21 protein-coding genes and 1 riboswitch are annotated in these 21,763 nt (G+C 48.4%); of the genes, 6 read left to right on the forward strand and 15 right to left on the reverse strand.

Annotation, left to right across the window (positions count from 1 at the left end):
- From AN963_RS17805 to AN963_RS17875, 15 genes are all read right to left on the reverse strand, one after another.
- Positions 1 to 546, reverse strand: coding sequence for a VanZ family protein (locus AN963_RS17805; RefSeq protein ID WP_083497004.1), 546 nt, complete (start codon positions 544 to 546; stop codon positions 1 to 3).
- Positions 547 to 550: 4 nt separating this feature from the next.
- Complete coding sequence (locus tag AN963_RS17810) at positions 551 to 1,438, reverse strand: D-alanyl-D-alanine carboxypeptidase family protein (protein ID WP_055745867.1); 888 nt, start codon at positions 1,436 to 1,438, stop codon at positions 551 to 553.
- Positions 1,439 to 1,547: 109 nt separating this feature from the next.
- Positions 1,548 to 2,660, reverse strand: coding sequence for a sensor histidine kinase (locus tag AN963_RS17815; RefSeq protein WP_055745868.1), 1,113 nt, complete (start codon positions 2,658 to 2,660; stop codon positions 1,548 to 1,550).
- Positions 2,650 to 3,336, reverse strand: coding sequence for a response regulator transcription factor (locus tag AN963_RS17820; protein ID WP_055745869.1), 687 nt, complete (start codon positions 3,334 to 3,336; stop codon positions 2,650 to 2,652). The genes AN963_RS17815 and AN963_RS17820 overlap by 11 nt, the downstream gene beginning before the upstream one ends.
- A 439-nt stretch (positions 3,337 to 3,775) precedes the next feature.
- Positions 3,776 to 4,219 carry a GNAT family N-acetyltransferase gene (locus tag AN963_RS17825; RefSeq protein WP_055745870.1) on the reverse strand — a complete coding sequence of 148 codons (444 nt, stop codon included), beginning with the start codon at positions 4,217 to 4,219 and terminating at the stop codon, positions 3,776 to 3,778.
- Between the two features lie 146 nt (positions 4,220 to 4,365).
- The gene (gene fumC / locus AN963_RS17830; RefSeq protein WP_055745871.1) at positions 4,366 to 5,754 is read right to left on the reverse strand and encodes a class II fumarate hydratase; all 1,389 of its coding nucleotides are present in this window, start codon (positions 5,752 to 5,754) and stop codon (positions 4,366 to 4,368) included.
- 127 nt (positions 5,755 to 5,881) lie between these two features.
- The gene (locus AN963_RS17835) at positions 5,882 to 6,559 is read right to left on the reverse strand and encodes an MgtC/SapB family protein (RefSeq protein WP_055746356.1); all 678 of its coding nucleotides are present in this window, start codon (positions 6,557 to 6,559) and stop codon (positions 5,882 to 5,884) included.
- A 200-nt stretch (positions 6,560 to 6,759) separates the two neighbouring features.
- Positions 6,760 to 8,121, reverse strand: a complete 1,362-nt coding sequence (locus tag AN963_RS17840) for an MATE family efflux transporter (protein ID WP_055746357.1) — start codon at positions 8,119 to 8,121, stop codon at positions 6,760 to 6,762.
- A 128-nt stretch (positions 8,122 to 8,249) separates the two neighbouring features.
- Positions 8,250 to 9,959, reverse strand: coding sequence for an adenine deaminase C-terminal domain-containing protein (locus AN963_RS17845; protein WP_055745872.1), 1,710 nt, complete (start codon positions 9,957 to 9,959; stop codon positions 8,250 to 8,252).
- An 18-nt stretch (positions 9,960 to 9,977) separates the two neighbouring features.
- Positions 9,978 to 11,039 carry an ABC transporter ATP-binding protein gene (locus tag AN963_RS17850; protein ID WP_055745873.1) on the reverse strand — a complete coding sequence of 354 codons (1,062 nt, stop codon included), beginning with the start codon at positions 11,037 to 11,039 and terminating at the stop codon, positions 9,978 to 9,980.
- Between the two features lie 14 nt (positions 11,040 to 11,053).
- Complete coding sequence (locus AN963_RS17855) at positions 11,054 to 11,842, reverse strand: ABC transporter permease (RefSeq protein WP_055745874.1); 789 nt, start codon at positions 11,840 to 11,842, stop codon at positions 11,054 to 11,056.
- A gap of 5 nt (positions 11,843 to 11,847) precedes the next feature.
- Positions 11,848 to 12,669: an ABC transporter permease gene (locus AN963_RS17860; RefSeq protein WP_055745875.1), complete on the reverse strand. Its 822-nt coding sequence runs from the start codon at positions 12,667 to 12,669 to the stop codon at positions 11,848 to 11,850.
- A gap of 26 nt (positions 12,670 to 12,695) precedes the next feature.
- A complete protein-coding gene (locus AN963_RS17865; protein ID WP_055745876.1) occupies positions 12,696 to 13,628 on the reverse strand; it encodes a nucleoside hydrolase in 933 nt (310 codons plus the stop codon).
- Positions 13,629 to 13,712: 84 nt separating this feature from the next.
- A complete protein-coding gene (locus tag AN963_RS17870; RefSeq protein ID WP_055745877.1) occupies positions 13,713 to 14,786 on the reverse strand; it encodes an ABC transporter substrate-binding protein in 1,074 nt (357 codons plus the stop codon).
- A gap of 246 nt (positions 14,787 to 15,032) precedes the next feature.
- Positions 15,033 to 15,389: a hypothetical protein gene (locus tag AN963_RS17875; RefSeq protein ID WP_055746358.1), complete on the reverse strand. Its 357-nt coding sequence runs from the start codon at positions 15,387 to 15,389 to the stop codon at positions 15,033 to 15,035.
- Positions 15,390 to 16,210: 821 nt separating this feature from the next.
- Positions 16,211 to 16,314, forward strand: a riboswitch (SAM riboswitch).
- Between the two features lie 129 nt (positions 16,315 to 16,443).
- Between AN963_RS17875 and AN963_RS17880 the strand changes: the two genes are divergently transcribed.
- The 6 genes from AN963_RS17880 to AN963_RS17905 all read left to right on the forward strand — a co-directional run bounded on the left by AN963_RS17880 (position 16,444) and on the right by AN963_RS17905 (position 21,333).
- The gene (locus AN963_RS17880) at positions 16,444 to 17,274 is read left to right on the forward strand and encodes a MetQ/NlpA family ABC transporter substrate-binding protein (RefSeq protein ID WP_055745878.1); all 831 of its coding nucleotides are present in this window, start codon (positions 16,444 to 16,446) and stop codon (positions 17,272 to 17,274) included.
- 37 nt (positions 17,275 to 17,311) lie between these two features.
- Positions 17,312 to 18,349 carry a methionine ABC transporter ATP-binding protein gene (locus AN963_RS17885; protein WP_055745879.1) on the forward strand — a complete coding sequence of 346 codons (1,038 nt, stop codon included), beginning with the start codon at positions 17,312 to 17,314 and terminating at the stop codon, positions 18,347 to 18,349.
- The gene (locus AN963_RS17890) at positions 18,349 to 19,011 is read left to right on the forward strand and encodes a methionine ABC transporter permease (RefSeq protein WP_055745880.1); all 663 of its coding nucleotides are present in this window, start codon (positions 18,349 to 18,351) and stop codon (positions 19,009 to 19,011) included. The genes AN963_RS17885 and AN963_RS17890 overlap by 1 nt, the downstream gene beginning before the upstream one ends.
- Before the next feature lie 88 nt (positions 19,012 to 19,099).
- Positions 19,100 to 20,476, forward strand: a complete 1,377-nt coding sequence (locus AN963_RS17895) for an FAD-binding oxidoreductase (RefSeq protein WP_055745881.1) — start codon at positions 19,100 to 19,102, stop codon at positions 20,474 to 20,476.
- A 120-nt stretch (positions 20,477 to 20,596) separates the two neighbouring features.
- On the forward strand, positions 20,597 to 21,046 hold the full coding sequence (locus AN963_RS17900) for a hypothetical protein (RefSeq protein ID WP_055745882.1): 450 nt from the start codon (positions 20,597 to 20,599) through the stop codon (positions 21,044 to 21,046).
- Positions 21,034 to 21,333: a YxcD family protein gene (locus AN963_RS17905; RefSeq protein ID WP_055745883.1), complete on the forward strand. Its 300-nt coding sequence runs from the start codon at positions 21,034 to 21,036 to the stop codon at positions 21,331 to 21,333. Before AN963_RS17900 ends, AN963_RS17905 begins: the two co-directional genes overlap by 13 nt.
- Positions 21,334 to 21,763: the final 430 nt, after the last annotated feature.

The following is a 21,763-nucleotide window of genomic DNA, read 5'->3' on the forward strand; positions in this document are numbered from 1 at the left end:
TCACACGGTCCGCTCCTGTACGGCGATGCTTTTTTGAGGCCGGTGGGTGAAAAACAGCCGACACAGCTTGTATCCGACGTATCCCAGCATCCCTCCAGCCGTATTCAACAGAAGATCATCTACATCAAAAGTCCCAATACTCGCCAACAATTGCGTCGTCTCCAGGCAGAGACTAAAGAGGAAGGAAAGGAACGTGACTTTTACGAACGATCGGTTCTTCTGCTGTTGAAGGAAAGGTAGCAGAAAACCAAATGGCAGAAAAGCGATGATGTTGCCGATGAAGTTCACGTTGCTAATCGCGTTTCCGCCTATTATCAGGTTGGCAAGGTAGTTTCTGATTTCATGAAAAGGAATGAGGTTCCCGCGGGTCAACAATCGTTCGCGAATCAGCTCAGGGCTGGACAAGCTAGACGACATATACGAAAACAAAGCTTTGAATTCTATCGGGCCAAATTTAAATAACAGCACCTTGATGACAAGCAGTAGGTACAGGAAAAACACAATGTATGTGACAGTCCCGATCAACATAGCGGTACTTTTTTTCATCAATTTATAAAAACCCCTTTTCCAACAGTTTCTTTGTTTGGGTAAAACGCGCCACTTCGGTGTCCGTGCCCATGACAACAGAGATTAGTCGACGCTCACCGCGCTTTGCCGTTCCGGTGAAGCAGTAACCCGCTTCGTCTGTAAAACCCGTTTTCAAACCATCCAAGCCTGGTACACGCAGTGATTCGTTGTCGGTCAACAGCATCAGATTGGTGTTCAACACCCTTTCTCCGGTCGAGGCCAATTGCACCCGTGGCTCAGAGGTCAGCTGAATGATCTCCGGAAAGTCTGTCACTAGTCGAAAAGCCAATCGTCCCACATCTCTCGCCGTCATCTGATTTTGTCCGTAGCTGTAGACGAGACCGGTTGCATTCACAAATTGGGAAGATTTCAGACCAAGCTCTTCCGCTTTTTGATTCATTAATGCGGCAAAGTCGGCCGTACTCCCTGCCAAGTGTTCACCGATGGCAACAGCCGCATTGTTCGCGGAGCCTACTGCCATCGCCTCATACAAATCTCGTAATGGATAGGATTCCCCCGCTTCCAGGCTAATCCTGGCCCCCTCTGCTGTTGCCGCATTTTCCGATACTCGCACTTTATCTTCCCATGTAACGCGCTGATCCCGAATGGCTTCTAATAGCAAATACTCCGTCATCATTTTCGACATGCTGGCTACCGGGTAAGGAGTATCCCCATCCTGGTCGTATAATACCTCTCCGGTCTGCGCATCCACTAAAACGGCAGCGCGCGCATCGAGGTTGAAGAATGCCTGATCCCAACGTGCGAGAAAGCTTTCTTTTTTCTCGCCTGCCTGAATCCATGCCCACATCCCTGAAGTACCTACTACTATGCTAAGCAGCAGAGCTACCCTGCCCCATCTGATCCTTCTCATGAAAAAGAAGCCTCCCTTACAAGTGTACGATCAACGTTCTTCTACACTGCAAGGATAGGCTTTTTGATTAAAAAAACTCAAAACCGTTTCTAAAGAAAGGGTAAAGAGATTATGAAGCTCTGGTCGTACGGAGTGGCAATGATACGGTAAAGGTCGTCCATTCCGCCGTACTCGTCACAGAAATGGTTCCATGATGCAGGTCGATGATGCTCTTGGCGATCGCCAGCCCCAGTCCCGATCCTCCCGTCTCTTTGGAGCGAGAGGCTTCCACCCGGTAAAACCGTTCGAATAAATTAGGGATGGCCTCAGCCGGTATGGGATTGCCGTTGTTCGCCACAGAGAAAGCGACCCCATCAGGGACTTCAAACAGCCGAACGGCGATCATTGTGCCGTCACGCCCGTATTTGATTGCGTTGGAAATCAGATTCTCCAGCACCCTCACGAGCTTGTCCGTATCGCCCCACATCTCCACCTTTTCATCGGGGGTTTCCACTTGCAGCTGCAAGCCGGCTTCGTGTGCAGCGATCCGAAAGCCAACGGAAACCTGTTCGACCAGCTCCACGAGGTCAAACTGCGTACGACTCAGATAGGCACCGCGGTTGCGGACCTTGGTATACTCAAACAAATCATTGACCAGCACGTTCATCTGCTTTGCCTTTTCATAAGCGATATGAGTATACTGCCTGATTTGATTTTCATCCTGGTACTTCTCTTGTTCGATCAAGCCCAGATAGCCAATGATCGAGGTCAGTGGCGTACGTAAATCATGGGAAACGTTTGTGACGAGCTCGTCCTTGGATTGCTCCAGTCGGCGCTCTTCCTCCATTGCATCCAGTGTGCTTTTGACGAGGGCGTGGATGCTATCCACGACATCCCCCAGACTGCCCCGGGGTCTGATCGATATGTGATGATCAAAATTCCCTTTTGCGATGTGATGAAGCTCTGCGATGATCTGCTCCATCTGCTTTTGCTCCAAGTATTTTCGAATACGGACCAACGTCCATGCTGCAAAAATACCAGTCGCCAAGAGCACGATCGGGATCTTGAAAGAATCCATGCCAAAGGTGTTGCGAATCTTCCAGACGTATTCTTTAACTTCGGGAATTCGATACAAGTAATTGTTGGCGAAGAAAGACGCCGTCTGAAACACGGCAAAAAAGATGAGCAGACCGAGAAACAGGTCGAGCAATATCCTCAGAAAGTCCCGGAAGTTAAGCTTCAATTTTATAGCCTACCCCCCAAACGGTCTGGATCACTTTTTCTCCGTTCGTTGCCTTCTCCAGTTTTTCGCGCAAGTTGCTGATATGAACCATCACCGTCTTGTATGAAACGTAGTTATCCATTTTCCAGCATCGGTCAAAGATCTCTTCTGAACTAAAGACACGATTGGGATGGCTGGCTAGCAAAAAGAGAATAGAGAACTCCAACGCCGTCAGCTTGATCGGGATACCTTCCTTGGTTTGCGCTACATGGCTTTGTTTATCGATGATGAGAGGTCCTATCTCAATCACATTGTCCTTTTGTTGCATGGCGTTACTGTAATTGGCTCGACGCAAAAGGGATTTTACCCGCGCGATAACTTCGAGCGGGTTGAACGGCTTGGCTACGTAATCGTCAGCACCCGTCATCAAGCCCATGATTTTGTCCATATCGTTCGTTTTGGCACTCGCCATCAGAATTGGGATTTGAGAAGTCTTGCGCACACGCTTGGTAACTTCCAAGCCGTCGAGTGCAGGCATCATGACATCGAGGATAACGAGGTGAAACTCTTTTTGCGCGAGCTTGTCGAGTGCTTCCATCCCGTCAAAAGCTTTTTCAATTTCATAGCCTTCGTTGCCGAGGTAAATAGCCAGCAGATCCACAATTTCTTTATCGTCGTCCACGATTAATATTCTCATAGCCTCTTTCTCCTATTTTCCGATAAATGTAAGTCCACTATAGCAGAGAAAGGTAAAGAAAAGCTAAAGAGTGGGGAGAGGAAATAAATCATCTGATTAGAGCTGTGGTGGCGGGACGAAAAAAGGAGAAAACGCTTCAGGTTCATAGGGGCACCGCTCGGGGGCAGCACTGTCCAGCTCCATTCCAAAAGCGAAACGGCGTCCAAAAGTAGCATGTTCCGTGAGTAAAATCAAGTTGGACGCTCAGACATGTTCCGCTTTTTCCACTCCGCTTGGGTCGTGCCCCAAAGACCTTTCGCTTTTTTCTCCTTTTTCCTGGGCGGCTCTTGCAGAATCAGATGATTTCTTTTATGGGGAACGTCGGGAAGAAATAAAGCATACAGCATACTGATTTTCAGCAGTAGTGACGGTGCGGGTGGATGATAACGGGTATGTAGAATTACAAAGGTTTTGACATGTATACACGTCTGTAACCATCTTCTAATCGACGATCCACTTCTATGAATCCAAATCTAGGATAGTACATGAGATTTTCCGTCATCAACTCGTTCGTATATAGGCAAACCTCTTGCAAACGCGCTTCTTTGGCAAACGCTATAGCAAATTCAATTAACCTGCGTCCCACTCCCTGTCCTTGGAAAATGGGGTGTACGGCCACATTTTCAATCAACAAGTAATTGCCTTGCTTCATTAGCACAATAAGACCTTTTACTTCTTCCTTATCTGTGGCTACAAAGACAAGGTTTTTCGAAATGAGCTCGTTGTAGTCTGCAAGCATTGGAGCAGGTTTTTTTCCTATTCTCTGAATGTACATACGATACGCCGCATCCACACACTCCGAAATAGACTGGTGATGCCTCGTTTCAGCGATTCGAATATCCATCATTTCCACCTCCATAATCCGGTATTACCAAGTATAGTATATGTGACCATATCTTAAGGCAATTCTCTCCAGCAAAGTAAATAATAGACCGATAGCATAGAGCTACCGGTCTTCTTTGTAAGCGTTCTGCTCTTTCGTTCCGCCACTCACTCTTTCGGATGAATCATCTGCTCCGGACGGACGACCTGATCGAATTGTTCCTCAGTCAGCAGGTTGCTTTTGATGGCTGCTTCCTTGAGGGTGAGTCCTTCCTTGTGGGCGAGCTTGGCGACGGCAGCGGCATTTTCGTAGCCGATGTGCGGATTGAGGGCTGTTACGAGCATCAGGGAGTTGTTCAGGTTTTTCTGGATGACTGGCAGATTAGGCTCCATTCCGACGGCGCAATTGTCGTTAAAAGAGTGCAGGGCGTCTGACAACAGCTCGGCGGATTGCAGGAAGTTGTAGATGATCACAGGCTTGAATACGTTTAGCTCGAAATTCCCCTGGCTTGCAGCAAAGCCAATCGTCGCATCGTTACCCATGACTTGGCAGACGACCATCGTCATCGCTTCGCTTTGCGTGGGATTCACTTTTCCCGGCATGATCGAACTCCCAGGCTCATTAGCAGGGATGTTGATTTCACCGATCCCGCAGCGCGGTCCGCTCGCCAGCCATCTGACGTCATTCGCAATCTTCATCAGGTCGGCCGCCAAAGCCTTCAAGGCACCATGTACGTGTACCAGCTCATCATGGCTGGTCAGCGCGTGAAACTTGTTGGCTGCTGTGATAAATTTCTTGTTCGTGACCCTGCTGATCTCGTCAGCGACCATTTCCCCAAAGCGAGGATGCGCATTGATCCCCGTTCCCACCGCCGTACCGCCAATGGCCAGCTCACGCAAGTGCTCGACGCTTTCCGTTATCATTTTCTCGCTTTTGGCCAGCATCTGTACCCATCCGCTGATTTCTTGTCCTAGCGTCAGAGGTGTCGCATCCTGAAGATGCGTTCGGCCAATCTTGATGATGTCCATGAACGCTTCACTTTTTTTCTGGAGTGTTTCCTTGAGCACGGTCACAGCTGGCAATACGAGGTCCTCGATCGCGACCACGCCTGCCATATGCATCGCCGTCGGGAAAGTGTCGTTGGAGCTCTGTGATTTGTTCACATCATCATTGGCGTGAATGCGGGCAGCGCTCCCTTTTTCCTCCAGCAGTTGGTTGGCACGATGGGCAATGACTTCGTTGACGTTCATGTTGGATTGGGTTCCGCTACCGGTCTGCCAGACGACGAGAGGAAAATGCTCGTCCCACTTTCCTGCAATGACTTCATCAGCTGCTGTGATGATCGCTTCCGCCTTTTCCGGTTCGAGCTTGCCGAGCTTCTGATTCACTGTAGCAGAGCTCTTCTTTAGAATGGCAAACATGCGAATGACCTCAAGCGGCATCTTCTGACCGCCGATTTTAAAGTTCTGAAAGCTGCGCTGTGTCTGAGCGCCCCACAATTTATCTGCAGGAACCTGGATTTCGCCAATGGTGTCCTTCTCGATTCGGTAGTCCATCTCTCATCCTCCTTTTACGATCTATTACCCACCTTTATGATGTCCAGTTTTTCCCTATGCACAAGCAAAAACGAAAAAGACCCATGCCCTTCATTTCGGATGCATGCGTCTTTTTTCCTTTTCCCCGTTAACGGCTCTCGACTTCAACAGAGTTCACGTGTTCCACTGTTTTGAGAGAGCTGTATATATCGGTCGTATACGTATCCTCAGATGCGATGATCATCATCTCCAGTTTCTGCTGACCGTTCTCTACATCCTTTACCTTGACCCGTTTCACCTGCAAATTCAAATGCTTGATCTGTTTGAACACATCGTCCAGATTTCCGATTCCATCGACTACGATCTTGATAGATAAATCCCGTTGGCGCAATGAGCGCGGCCCGATCCACCGGAGGATCAGCGGGAATAGATTAATCGCCAAAATAATGAGGATCGTAGCGGTGACTGCTTCAAAATAAAAGCCGGCACCGACGGCAATTCCCAGTCCAGATGCTGCCCAGACCATAGAAGCCGTAGTCAATCCAGAAATCACGTCATTACTCCTGCGTAAAATGACGCCGGCTCCGAGAAAACCGACCCCACTGACAATTTGTGCAGCCAAACGCAGGGGATCCATATTGGTGTGTCCCGGCAAGGAAAACCGATTCACGGATTCAATCGAGACGATCGTGATCAAGCAGCTCGCCACAGAAATGACCATACTCGTTTTCACGCCGAGCGGCTTATGCTTCAGTTGCCTGTCCATTCCAATGAGTAACCCTAAAAATAAGGCAACACCCAGTTTGACTAAAAAATCGTAGGTCATCATCGTTCTCCTCCCGACCGCTCACGTCATGTTAGCTTTTCTTCCACGAACTAATATAGAAAGTATATACGTTTCTCCTAGAAAATAGGAGTAAAATTTTCCGAGATGTTCACACCTATTGTAAACGTGGTATCTCTTCTCCATGCAAAAAGCGGAAAATCCTCGTAACAAGGATCTTCCGCCATGCAACTACCAGACACTTACTGAGTATCTTGCCCTCTAATCATCCGCTTTTGCAATCCCAGCAAACGGCTGAACAAGAACACTGCCCCTGCAGCCAAACCTGTGATCAGTCCGATCCAGTAGCCGAAAGCCGCCAGTGAAGTAAACTGCGCCAGTGCGTAACCGAGTGGCAAACCGATCACCCAATACGAGACGAGGGCAACGATAAAGGTGACGGTCACGTCCTTGTATCCGCGCAGAACCCCTTGAATAGGGGCGGCTACTGCATCCGAGATCAAGAACAAGATGGAGTACATCAGGAACTGCTGGGTGAGACGGAGCACTTCCGCATCTGTCGTATAAAAGCCAGCCACCTGCTCGGTAAAGATAAGCAGCCCGACCCCAAACAACAAAGCCAAAATGAGAGCAACTCCGATACCCAAATAGCTATATTGTCGGGCATCCCTAAATCGATTAGCCCCAACCTCGAAGCCGACCAAAATCGTCAATGCCATCGATATGCTAAGCGGTACCATGTAAATGAACGACGCAAAGTTCAGTGCAGCCTGGTGAGCCGCAATCGTATTCGTGTTGTATTCGCTCATAAACAATGTTACCGCGGCGAAAATACTCACCTCAAAGAAGATAGAAAAGCCGATCGGTAGCCCCAGCTTGAGCAGTTCCTTCCAAGCAGATAGAGAGATGCGGTAAAACTTTGTAAATAGTCCGTATTCCACGAACGGATGTACACGATTTACGACAAACAAGCTGATCAATAGAATGCACCAATACGTGATGGCGGAAGCGTACCCTGCCCCCACTCCACCCAGACGAGGGAATCCCAGATTCCCAAAGATGAGCGCGTAATTCAAAAAGACGTTAATCGGCAGCGAAAATAGCGTGATGATCATCGTGACACGTGTTTCTCCTAATGCATCGATGAAGCAGCGAATGACCGTATAGAGGAACAAAGGAATAATTCCAATTGCAATGGCATGTAAAAAGTCTCGTGCAATCTCGCTTACAGTGGGCTCCAGATCCATCATTTGAAGGATCGGATTGAGTACTAATGCACCCACAACCATGACCCCAATCGCAATGGCAATCGCCACATAAAACGCCTGAACAACGGTAAAGGGCACACGCTCCCTGCGATTTGCTCCCACCATTTGAGCCACTAACGGAGTCACCGCCATGAGGATACCTGTCAAACCTGCCTGAACAGGAGCCCAGAGACTTGCGCCGATGGCCACACCCGCTAAATCAATAGGGCTCGCGTGACCAGACATGATCGTATCGAAAAACGTCATCGAAAAAAGTGCCAACTGTGAAATCAGAATCGGCAGTAACACGACAAGAAATTGCCGCCATTTTTCTTTGATCGAAAAGGTTTCGTTCATTTTCTTTTTTTCCTCGCCCTGTATGATTTTGTAAACACGCAAAATAATATTATAGCAAAAATGTAACAAAAGATAGGAAAAAGAAAACCCGGGAAATCCTCCCGGGTCATCTCGGACATCCGTATCTTCTACATCAAGAGCAATGGCACTACTTTTCCCGCATTCACATCAATCAGTCCAATGTCTGTGATCTTTAACGCCGGACTCACAGGCAAGGAATGCGTGCTGATCGACATGATCGGGTTGTAATGATCATATCCCAAGGACTCCATCGCACGTCGTAGCTGCTCGACTTCCTTCGCCGTTTTTTCCAGCGGTTCTTCGGTCAGGATGCCCCCTACTGGCAAGTGGAGACTTGCGATGACCTCTCCGTCCTCCACCACATAAAAGCCCCCCTGATTGCGAATGACTTCGTTAGCCGCCACCATCATGTCATGAGGATTGTGTCCGACGACCAGCAGATTGTGGTTGTCGTGCGAATAGCTCGTCGCTACCGCTCCTCGCTTGATCGTATCACCACTGATCAGGCCATAGCCGCGATTGCCATTTTTTCCATAACGCTCGAATACGGCGATCAGCCCATAAGGACTCTCCTGCCAGCACAGCTGCCCTTGCTGTACCTCGACGATCCCGCGATGGTCCTCCGTAAACGTGGAACCGTTCTGTACAAGCATCACACGGCAAGGGTACCGGTTGTCTGGTGCTTCCACCTGAACAGCAAAATCTGCTTCGGTCAAAGGAGACAGCTGGATGCTCTCATAAAAATGAGCGGGAAATTGCCGAGGCTTGATCTCTTGGCGGAATTCCTCCTGCGCATCATACGCCTTTTTCCCATTTTTATAGACCTGATCAATAGTAAGCTCACGCAAGTCGGATACCAACAGGAAATCTGCAATCTTCCCTGGGGCGATCGCTCCACGATCATGCATGTTCATGCGTCTCGCCGGGGTAAACGTACTGGCGTAGATTGCCCGCTCCGGTTCCATTCCCATTTGGATCGCTTTTTTTACCAGATGGTTGAGATGTCCTCGTTTGTAGAGGGAATCTGTCATGACGTCATCCGTGACAAAACAGAAATGCTCGGAAACGTCCTGTTTCATCAAATAATCCATAACTTCCTCTGTCATCGATTTCTCCTGAATTTCGAGGAACATACCTGCCGCTATACGGGCCTCCATTCCTTCTGGCGTCTGATGCGTGTGGTCCGAATCGACACCGGCATAAAGGATTTGGTGCAGCTCGAGGTCGAGCAGTTTTGGAACATGACCTTCAATTATGAGCTTAGGATACTCTTTGCGAATGTGCTGGAGAATCTGGTTTGTCTTGCAGTCCGGATCAGCAATGACATCGACGTAGTTCATGATCTCACCCAGGCAAATGATCTCCTCGGAGCGCAGCAGCTCATCGATATCCGCGATCTCGACGGCCCCACCTGTCGTTTCCATTGCGGTTGCAGGCACAGAGCTCGGGATGGCGTACTTCATATCGACGACGCAGTCACGGCTCGCCCGAATCAATTCCTTGATCCCTTCAATGCCAAACACATTGGCAATCTCATGTGGCTCCGGCACGATCGTCGTCACCCCATTTTGAATTAAGCCAAAAGAAAAGGTCTCAGGCGTGACCATCGTGCTCTCAATGTGCAGATGAATGTCAACAAGCCCTGGGATCAGGTAGCGCCCTTTCCCTTCCAATACATCACTTGCCTCAAACGTTTCGGTGCCGCGTTTTCCTATATAAAGAAACCTTCCGTCCAGGACGGCTACGTTTCCTTCCATAAACTTTTTGAAATAGCTGTTGAAGACGTGAACATCCTGAATCAGCAAATCGACTTTCATGAAAAACCCCTCCTGTTGTTAGTCCACCAGCACCATTTTGTCTTTGGGGAACAGCAGATTGACCTTCTGGCCGCTCCTGTAGGGGGTCTCCATTTCTTGATTGACCGTGAAATCGCCCAGTTCGGTTTCTACGACATATTGGTAGCTGCGGCCCAGGAATGTGCTGACTTTGACGCTCCCTTTTAAACGATTCATATCTTGATCCAATGCTTCCTCTGTAGTCACGATCAGGTCATCTGGTCTCAGGGCGCATTTTTTGCCGGATGCATTGGCTGTACCTGGATGCTTGGATGCGGTAAACGCGTTATCACCTACGCGCAAGCTGATCTCTCCGTTTTGCTCGGTGCGCTCCCCAAACGTGATGAAGTTGGTGAATCCGATAAAACGCGCAATGAATTCTGTCTTTGGATACTTAAAAATGGTCGCCGGGTCGTCCAACTGCTCGATGATCCCCTTGTTCATGATCGCCACCTGATCGGAAATGGAGAAGCATTCTTCCTGATCGTGAGACACATAAACTGTCGTAATGCCCAGCTCCTGCTGAATGCGCCGGATTTCTACCCGCATGTTGATCCGCAGGTTGGCGTCCAGATTGGAGAGCGGCTCATCAAACAGCAGCAAATCAGGCTGGATGACAAGCGCACGTGCAATCGCTACCCGCTGTCTTTGACCACCGGAGAGTTCTTTCGGGTGACGCTTTTCAAAGCCGTTCAGGCTGACGACATCGAGAATGTCCATGACCCGTTTCTTCACTTCAGTTTCATTCACTTTTCGCAGTCTCAGTCCGAAAGCGACGTTGTCGAATACAGACAGATGCGGGAACAGCGCATAGCTCTGAAACACAAATCCGAAATTGCGTTTGTTAACTGGGACGCGCGTGTAGTCTTTTCCATCAAACAGGAACTTCCCATCCTTTGCTTCCAAAAAGCCTGCGATTAAGCGCAGAGTCGTGGTCTTTCCGCACCCGCTCGGCCCCAACAAGGAAATGAGCTGTCCTTTTTCGATGTTCAGATTGAAGTTTTGCAAAATGTACTGATTGTCGTAGGCAACCGATACGTTTTCCAGCGTGAGCAATGCCATGATTTGTGCCTCCGTTATCGTTTAGTAAAGTAGGAAAGTCCCATGAGACGTTCGATGATGAACATGAGAATGGCCGTCACGATCATGAGCAGCACGGAAATAGCGGCAATCGTCGGGTCAAAGTTGTTTTCCACGTACGTCAGCATCTGGATCGGCAGTGTGCTTACCCCTGGTCCAGTCATAAAGACGGAAATGTCTACGTTATTGAACGACTCCAGAAAGGCGATGAGGATCGCGGCAATAATGCCAGATCGAATGTTGGGCAGCACGACTTTAAAAAACGTTTCCAAGCGCCCTGCGCCCAGACTCAGCGCGGCTTCCTCCACCGCGAAATCAAAGTTTGACAGGCTAGATGCGATTACCCGGATAATGAAGGGCAGCATCACGACTGTATGACCCACGAGCAACCCAGCGTATATCGGCAGATCATAGACGACGATGACATACTTGAGCATCGCAAAGCCCATGACAATTCCCGGAATCAATACCGGAGAAATGAATACCGCGTTCAACGCAGCCTTCCCTTTAAACTCAAAGCGGCTGAGCGCATACGCCGCAGGAATCCCCAAAATGAGCGCCAGTAGATTACCAAGCAAAGAGACGAACATGGACGTTTTAAACGTCGTCAGAAACATCTCTACTTCAAAAATGTTCTCGTACCAACGCCAGGAAAAACCTCCTGGCGGAAACTTCAATACCGTTCCCGGTTCAAACGACGTAAAGGAAATGATGATGAGCGGACCCAGCAAAAACAGAAACACGAGAAGCGTAAACAGGGCCAACCCTCGATTTTTCTCCTGCATAGCTTCTACCCCTTCGGATTTAATTTCGTTGCCAGTTTGTTCATCAGGAAAATCACAACAAACGTAATGACGATCATGATCGTGGCAATAACGGAAGCCATGTACCAGTCATTTAACGTAATGGCGTTTTGATAGAGAAACGTGGAAATGACCCTTTGTTTCCCTCCCAGCAAGGCTGGCGTCGTGTAGGCTGTCAAGCTGCCTACGAATACGAGGATACTCCCGATGATGAGTCCTGGTACGCTGAGAGGCACAATGACCTTGCGAAACGCGGTGAACTTGGATGCACCCAGACTTTCTGCCGCCTTGATCAAATCGGGATCGATGTTTTCCATGACGCCTACCAGCGTGATGATAATGAGGGGCAAAAACAAGTGAATCAAGCCGATCATCATCGCTGTAGGGGTGTACAATATTTCCAACGGCTTTTCAATGAGCCCGATTGAGATCAGGGAACTGTTCAAAAGCCCTTTTTTTCCGAGAATAATCATCCAGCTAAACGAGCGAACTACTGAACTCGTCAGCAAAGGAAAGATAGCCAAAGCCAATAGAATGCCCTTTTTGCGGGCCCCTAGCTTGGAAATGTAATAGGCTGTCGGGAAGCCCAACAGAATGCACGCGATCGTAGTTACTAGACTGACTTGCAAGGTAGTCAGCAAGATTTTCATGAAATACGGGTCGGTCAGAAATTGGAGATAGCCTTGAAAGGTAAAACTCCCTTCATGAAAGAAGGTGGACGCAATGGTCAGTACGATCGGAATGATCATGAACAGCGTCAAAAACAATACGCCTGGCAGCAATAACAGATAAAGACCTTTTTTCTTCATTCATTTAACTCCTGTTCCCAGTATCGTCAGGCTTTCAGGGCGCGGATAAAACGCTCAAAAAAGGCTTGGGCATCCACGGCCAGACAGACATTCATGTTGGGTTCTTTGCTCAATCGATTCTGGAAATCGCACACGGTTTGTCCATCACACAGTTCGCTTTTGGTTTCCACATCCACGTACAGCTTTTGGGTCGTCACCAGATTGCGGTCCAAGGCCACTCCCACTGCGAGAGGATCGTGCATCGCGCACGCTCGTACACCATTGCGTTCAAAATAACGCTCGAGATAGTCAGATGTGCTCTGCTTCACGTACTGTGCAATCACGGTATCTCCCAGCTCGCGTATATGGTCTGCGGTCAACAGCGCTTTTCTCGTCACATCCAGCCCGACGAGCGTCAACTCAGGAAAGCCAGCATGAAAAACGACCTTCGCTGCTTCTGGATCAACGTACATGTTGTATTCCGCTGTTGGAGTGACATTCCCGTGCTCCCGGACCACACCACCCATGAAGATCACTTCTTTTACATGGTGCACCAGCTGTGGACATTTTCGAACGGCAAGTGCCAGGTTCGTCAATGGCCCTGTCATGACCAAAGTGATTTGACCCGAGTGAGCCAGCACGTTTTCGATGATGAAATCAGGTCCAAAGCCTTTCGACGGCTGCGTCAACACTGGCGTATCGCGCAGAGCCCCTCCCAGACCATCCTCACCATGTACCCGATGCTCGAAAAACTCTGTCCGCAAAAGCGGCTGAGATGCTCCCGGCACGACAGGAATTTGCTCCCCCACCTGTAGCAAATCGAGAATCTTGCACGTATTTTCCGTTGCTTTCCCGAGAGAAACGTTCCCGTTAACGGTCGTGATCCCGATCAGATCAAACTCCCCGCTTTTGACTGCGAGGATAATCCCCAGTGCATCATCGATGCCTGTGTCTACATCCAGAATGATCTTTTGCTTCATAAAGTGGGCCTCCTTACGGGCTTCGAGAGCAACAAGGGTATCGATCGCTTCGCCAATACCCTCGTCCTCTCTTTCATCCGTTGTTTACTGAGTAATTTCGCGATTCCAACGGTCGATCCATGCTTTGGAATGTTCATTTACGAATTTCATGTCCAGCTTGTGCAGCTTGTTGATGATTTCTTCACCGTACGTTACACCTTTTGCTTCTTCATCCGTGAGCTTCACGCCGGTATTTACAGGCGAATCTACTTTTGCTTTTGCGCTTTTTTCTTGAACATCCTTGCTCAATTGCCAGTTGATGAAGTCTTCTGCGAGCTCTTTGTTCTTGCTGCCTTTCACGATGTTCACGGTATTCATGACTGCGTAGCCGCCCTCTTCAGGTGTCACGAATTTTGCTTCTGGAACAGCAGCTTGGATGTCTTTGAAGTACATTTCCATGATCGGACCAGCTGCGATCTCTTCCTGGCTAAACATGTTTACATATTCAGAGGTCTTGTCGTAGTATTTCACGACGCCTTTGTTAACTTCTTTCATTTTGGCGAAAGCTTGGTCTTCATTAAATTCTTTGCTGCCTGCCATTTGGGAAGCTGCGTCCAAAATCATCGGGCCTGTCGTAGAAGTGATGTTTGGCAGCGTCAGCTTGCCTGCGACTTCAGGGCTCCATAGATCTTTCCAGCTTTTGATCTCGGTTTTGATCACATTCGGATTGTAGGCAATCCCGAATTGTCCAATGGTATAGGCAGGACCGTACTCTTCGCCCAGCGGTGCTTTGGCGATGTCATAAATTTCATTCAGGTTCGGGATGCGAGTGCGGTCGATTTTTTCAAATGCGCCACTCTCAATTCCTTGCTGTGCATAGTAATCAGAGAGATAAATCAGGTCGACGTCGGAGCTACCTTGGCGAATTTTATTCAAACGCTCTGCATTGTTCCCGATCTCCAGAACGATTTTGACGTTGTGTTCTTTTTCAAATGGCTCGTACACTTCTTTACGGAAGAAATCCTCGGAAAAGCCCCATGTGGAAATGACCAGCTTTTGCGGATCACCCTTTGCTGCTCCACCAGCCGCATTCTCTTTTGGTTGTTCGCTGCTTCCACAACCAGCCAAAGCCATCGAAATCATCGAAAAGGAAAGAACCCCCGTTAACCACTTTTTCATCTTGTATTCCTCCATTATTGTTTTTCTGTCGAAGTGATTGTTTCCATCTGCCTCATTGGTCTATTCGTCATCACACCTTTATATAGAAGAAATTGGTAGAAAAAAGAAAAGAAAAGTACCCTTGAATAGAACGTTCATTCTAAACAAGAGCACTTTTCTTCGTAAACAAAGAATAGCGACACCCGTTTCACGTGGCCATCGGTCTCCCCTTTAGATAGATCCAAAGGGAAAATCCGAACGACTTCGTCAGGTATTCGATTGTGGTTCAGCCAAAATGACGTTCGTGATCGCCAGCTGTGTGGCAGCGTCATAATCCCTCAATACTGCTTCCATATCGAGATTCATCTCTTCTTCTAAACGTTCACGTAACTTCTTCTTATAAAGAAGCGACATTCGGAAGTCAACCTCGAGCTTTAGAGCAGGAGCCTCTCCTTCCAATGCAGCCGAACGCGGTGAGCGCCGATGCTTGGCATAGAAGGTGATGGTATTATTTTCGATAGTTACTCTCAGTAAAGTTGTCCCAAAGCCGAACAACTCCTTAGCTATCTCGTTGTAGATCGCAGACAGCTTTTTTCTGCTTTCGTTTGTGTCCTGTATTGTCATGACATCACCTACGAGAGTAAGTATCAGGCTTATTGATTTTTTCTCATTATACATATGATAAACGTCTCAATCAAGTAATCATTCGTATTTTGATCAATTTACCAATATTCAGAACACAGAAAAAACACTGGATGTACATTTCCACTCGATCAGACTGTAGTGGAGGGGAGCAAAAAGGGGAAAACGCTCCTGCTTCATAGGAACACCTGCAGGGGGGCATCCCTGTCCGGCTACATGGAAAAAAAACGAAACCGCGTCCAAAGTAGCCGTCTCTAGGAGCTTAATCAGAGGTGGACGCTTACAAGCGTGTTTCGTTTTTTCCATTGCGCCTCAGTTAGTGTTCCAAAGCTCTTCCGCTTATTTCCCCTTTTTCCTCAGCCCAACTATGGGTCATCCACGTGCCTTTTCTTGTAAGTCTCACAGGAAGTTTCTTTGTAATTCCCTACGTGGGACAATGCCTACGAAGAACGACAGCTTGGTTCCCCTTTTCAATTGTTCCCGTGATACGTCAAGCGGACATATTTGACTACTTCGTTCGTTCTTCTCTTGATTCACCCATGTCCTTCGAAGTACAACGATTGGGAAATTGAGCTTTTGATCCTTTGAACTTCTTATACCAGGTAACTAGAAACCGCAACGGCTCGCAGGAGAAGCAGGTTTCCAGGCGGAGCGAAGATCGGAAACCTGCTTCTCCCTACCACCACGGCATGACGTGTCATAAAATAAAAAGTCCACGAATAACATTTGACACTCTTAAAAATGCAAGCTATAATCCAACTATCCAAATAAGAATTACTTGTTATTCAACTTCATATCACAATCTCTTATAAAGAGAGGCGGAGGGACTGGCCCTATGAAGCCTCGGCAACCTACCAAAACACGGTATGGTGCCAAATCCAGCGGGAGAAATCCCGGAAGATAAGAGAGGACTCAGCGACTGACCCACCACGCCAGTTAACGACCTCTTCTTCCGGGAAGAGGTTTTTTATTTGTTCTTACGGTTTTCATTTTTCAAAACATAAACACTCATTATACAAAAGGGGAGAGATTCATCATGAAAAAGACGGGAATTTTGCTTAGCACACTACTGCTCGCTGCATCCTTGCTGACTGCTTGCGGCGGGAAACAAGAGGCTGCTCCAGCAGCTGGTGGCGCTGCAGCTGAACAAACCAAAGTGAAAGTGGGCGTAACTGCCGGACCTCACGAAGAAATTCTGAACAAAGTAAAAGAAGTAGCAAAAACGCAAGGCCTGGAAGTAGAAGTTGTCGTATTCAATGACTACGTACAACCAAACCAAGCTCTCGATAAAGGAAATCTGGATGCGAACAGCTTCCAAACCATTCCCTTCCTGGACAAATTCAACGTAGACCACAAAACCAAAATTGTCGAGATTGGCAAAACAGTTACCTTCCCAATGGGTCTCTATTCCACCAAACACAAGAAAGTGGAAGAAGTCGCTGAAGGCGGTGTAGTGGGAATCCAAAACGATCCTACCAACCGCGCTCGAGCACTGCTGCTGTATCAAGCTGCTGGTTTGATCAAGCTCAAGGACGGCGTTGGTAATGCAGCGACTCCACTCGATATCGTAGAAAACCCGAAAAAACTGGAATTCAAAGAACTGGAAGCTGCTTTCCTGGCGCGCTCCTTGAACAACGTAGAACTCGCTTCGATCAACACCAACTTTGCGATGGAAGCTGGCTACAATCCGAAAAAAGATTCCATCTTCTCTGAGACGTCTGATTCTCCCTATGTAAATATCTTGGCTGCAAACGAAGCAAACAAAGACAATCCAGCTCTGAAAAAACTGGTTGAGATTTACCGTTCCGAAGAAGTGAAAAAATTCATCGACGAACACTTTGAAGGAGCTGTGCTCCCATCCTGGTAAGCTACACTAACTATCGAACAACAAGGAGACTGGAGAGATGATACAGCTAACCGATATCCATAAGTCGTATACGGTGGGAAACAAACAGGTTCAAGCCTTGAAGGGCGTAACACTGAACGTGGAGAAAGGTCAGATTTTCGGCGTGATCGGCTTTAGTGGAGCAGGGAAAAGTACCCTGCTTCGCACGATCAACCTGCTCGAAAAGCCGTCCAGCGGCTCCGTCGTAGTCAACGGTCAGGATATGCTTTCGTTGAAAGAAAAGGATTTGCGCAATGCGCGCAAAAAAATCGGGATTATCTTTCAGCACTTTAACCTCTTGTCCTCCTACAACGTCTTTGACAACGTAGCCGAGATTTTGCGAATGAACCGGGTACCCAAAGATGTAATCAAGCAGAAGGTAGAAGATCTATTGCGATTGGTTGGCCTCGAAGACAAAGCAAACTCCTATCCTTCTCAACTATCTGGTGGACAAAAACAGCGCGTCGGTATTGCCCGCGCCCTCGCCACTGATCCGGAGATTCTTTTGTGCGATGAAGCCACCTCTGCTCTCGATCCACAGACGACAGACTCCATCCTGGAGCTGCTGCTGGACATCAACCGGAAGTTCAATTTGACCATCGTGCTGATTACGCACGAAATGCAGGTCATCAAAAAAATCTGCGACAACGTAGCCATCATGGAAAACGGTGTGGTCATCGAACAGGGAACTGTTCTCGATATTTTCAGCAATCCCCAGCAGCAAACGACTCGTAATTTCATCAAGACGATTTTTGACGACGATGTGCCGCAGGAGATTTTGTCCAAAATCAAGCAAACGGGGCCTGCTTCTAAAATTCTCCGAGTCGCTTTCCGTGGAGACGCCGCTCTCGATCCCGTCCTTGGTACCTTGTCGGCTCGTTTTCCGGTCAGTACCAACCTGTTGTACGGCTCTATTACCTCCATCAAAGGAACGGCACTCGGCATCTTGCTCTTGCACATTTCCGGTGAGGAAAAAGACGTACAAACAGGCATAGAATTCTTGCGGGAATCGGTATACAACGTAGAGATTGTGTCACGAGAGGGGGGAACCCGATAATGGATCGATTAACAGAAATGATTCCTGTCTTTGGACAGTCGTTGCAAGAAACAGTCATCATGGTTGGTTTCTCCTTGTTCATCGCTACCTTGATTGGTATTCCGCTCGGGATCCTTCTCGTGATTACACAAGGCAACCACCTGTTTCCGAATAAGTGGATCTACCACATCTTGAATACCTTCATCAACGTGGTCCGCTCCTTGCCCTTTATCATCTTGATGGTGGCAATCATTCCTTTTACAGAGCTGATCGTCGGCACATCCATCGGGATCGAGGGCGCGATCGTCCCATTGATCGTGTATACGGCTCCTTACATTTCTCGTTTGATGGAAACAGCCCTGCTCGACGTGGACCGAGGTGTGATCGAGGCGTATCAAGCGATGGGTGCTTCCCGCTCGCAGATCATTTTCCGCATCATGCTTCGTGAAGCGCGTCCTGGTATCGTACTTTGCTTGACGATCGCTACCATCGGCTTGATCGGTGCGACTGCGATGGCAGGTGCGGTAGGTGCGGGAGGCTTGGGTGACCTCGCCCTGCGTTACGGTTATCAGCAGTGGGATATCGAAGTGATGGTCATCACGGTCATTATCCTCGTCGTTCTGGTCCAACTGATTCAATCGCTTGGCAACTGGGCTGCGAGAAAACTGAAAAAGAGTGCGTAAACACTTCGAACCTCTAACTGTCATACAGTTAGGGGTTCTTGTACTATCGTAATAGAGAAATGAATCGATGAAATGGAGGCATTCTATCATGAGCAGTATCCCCGAGACGTTACTTGAGGATTTGAAAAAGATCACAGCAGACGACCGTGCTACTACAAACGAAACCATGCTCCATCAGCACAGCAAGGACGAGTCCCATCATACTCCCGTTCTGCCCGACGTCGTCGTTTTCCCCATCACCAAAGAAGAGGTTTCGGCCATTTTGAAATATGCCAACGAGCGCTCTATCCCTGTCGTTCCTTTTGGGGTTGGCTCCAGTCTGGAAGGTCACTGTATTCCTTTGCAAGGAGGCATCTCCATCGATTTTCAGCAAATGAATCAGATTATCGAGGTGCGACCGGAGGATTTCCTGGTGCGCGTCCAGCCTGGAGTCACCCGTACCCAGCTGAATGTTGCGTTGAAAAAACACGGCCTCTTTTTCCCAGTCGATCCAGGTGCAGACGCTACCATCGGAGGGATGACGGCTACCAATGCGAGTGGAACTACCAGCGTGAGCTACGGCATCATGCGTAGCCAAGTGCGGGACCTCGAAGTCGTGATGGCTGACGGATCCATTATTCATACGGGTGGCCTTTCTGCCAAATCGTCCTCGGGCTATCATCTCACCGGCTTGTTTGTTGGTTCAGAAGGGACACTCGGCGCATTTACGGAAATCACACTCAAGGTGTACGGAATTCCTGAGACGGTGATCGCTGGCCGCGCGACCTTCCCTACCGTAAAGGCTGCAGTCGATGGAGCCATGTCCTTGCTCGCAGCCGGGATCGCTATTGCGCGAGTGGAGCTGGTCGATAGCGCCTCGATCCGACAAGTCAATTTGCACAGCGAAACAGACTACTTGGAACAGCCTACCCTTTTCCTCGAATTCCACGGCAACGAGTCCGGACTGGCTCACGACGTGTCTTTTGCACGAGAGCTGCTCCAGGAAAATGACTGCGTCGATTTTTTGGTTGAAACAGATTCCAAGAAAAGGGCAAAACTATGGGAGGCACGCCACAATCTCGCCTACGCCTTCAAACACGGTTACCCTGGGAAAGAAATGATGCTCACAGATGTATGCCTGCCTCTCTCGGAATTAACGGAAGCTGTCGTGTACACACGTGAGGTCATTGATCAAAGCGGCTTGGCTGGCGGTGTCTTGGGCCACGTAGGAGATGGCAACTTCCACTCCACCCTCATGTTCAACAAACAGGATCCGGCCGAAGTACAGCTCGCGGAAGAGGTCAATGCCAAGATCGTCGAATACGCCCTGAAAAAAGGAGGCACCTGCACAGGAGAACACGGCATTGGGATCGGGAAAAAGAAATATCTCCAGAAAGAGCATCCTGACACTCTGCCTTGGATGAAGCTGATTAAGCAACAGTTCGATCCCAACAACATCTTAAATCCGGGCAAAATCTTGGATTAACATTTCCTGTAACGATTATTCTTCCATATTGTTCACGGAATGTTTGGTGGAAATCAACGCAATATTAGTGTACACTTATGTCCATAGGGTCATATCTAAGAGAGGGGCTACTACAATAACATGAAAAAACTGCTCATGCTTTTGGTTGCCGTAACACTCGTTTTCGCTTCTGGCGGATATATCGATCACGCGGACGCAAAAGGCTACAAATCCGGAAAAAAATCCTTTAATTCCAATACCAATACGGCTCCAACGAATACGCAAACACCGACTAAAGGTGATTCGAATGTAAATGCTTCGACGAATAAAAGCACAACCACGCCTACCAACACACCTGCAACTGCTGCTCCAAGTAAAAGCGGCGGCTTCATGAAAGGTCTCTTGGTTGGTGGTCTGGCAGGTATGTTGTTCGGCGGACTGTTCGGTAACATGGGCGCACTGGGCGCAATCTTTGGCTTCCTGATCAACATGCTGGCGATTGTCGCCGTGATTGTCTTGATCCGCAAAGTCTTCGTTTACTTTAAGACGCAACGCCAGAAGAAACAGGAATTGAACACATGGAAAAGATAAAGTTTGACGAACAAATTCTGATCAACGCCATCTGCCTGCATGTGGCGAGCAAGAAACAAATTCAACCGAACGAGGTTGAGGTTGAACTGATGTGGGACGAGGAGTACGGCTTTTCGGCTGAGGTCTACACCATGGGTAGAAAACAGGTCTTCATCGAGGTTAATCTCATTGAAGCCATCCGATTCTACCTGGAGACACAGATGCAGCGCAATCCGTATTCTGCGGGTATCGAGCTGGTACTGGACGACGAGGAAGGCATTCTCGCTTACGTCACGTATCAGAGCTAAGACTGTTATTTACAAAGCAAAGCCAATTCGATCACAGAAATTTGTGAGCGGGTTGGCTTTTTTGTCGAACTCTTGTGGAGGGACGGAAAAAGAAGAAAAAAGCTGCGGTTCATAGGGTCACTTGTATTGGGGACATCCCTGCACGGCTCCTTTCCAAAAGCGGAACGGCGTCCAAAAGCAGCCTTCTCTAGGAGTAGCTCAAGTTGGACGCGGGGGCGTGTTCCTCTTTTTCCACTCTACCTCGGCTGTGCCCCAAAGACCTCCGCTTTTTTCTCCTTTTTCCTGAACAGCTTTCCATTTTATCGAGCCAATTTCCCCTCATAAATCTTCATCGAAAAGATTGTCACAGTAGCTTACTGGGTCCCGAAAAAACATTTGTCCCCTCGCCCCTCCACATAAGAAAAGACCATCCCCAAGATGATCTCTTGAG

The organism is Brevibacillus choshinensis (genome assembly GCF_001420695.1).
Lineage (GTDB): Bacteria > Bacillota > Bacilli > Brevibacillales > Brevibacillaceae > Brevibacillus > Brevibacillus choshinensis.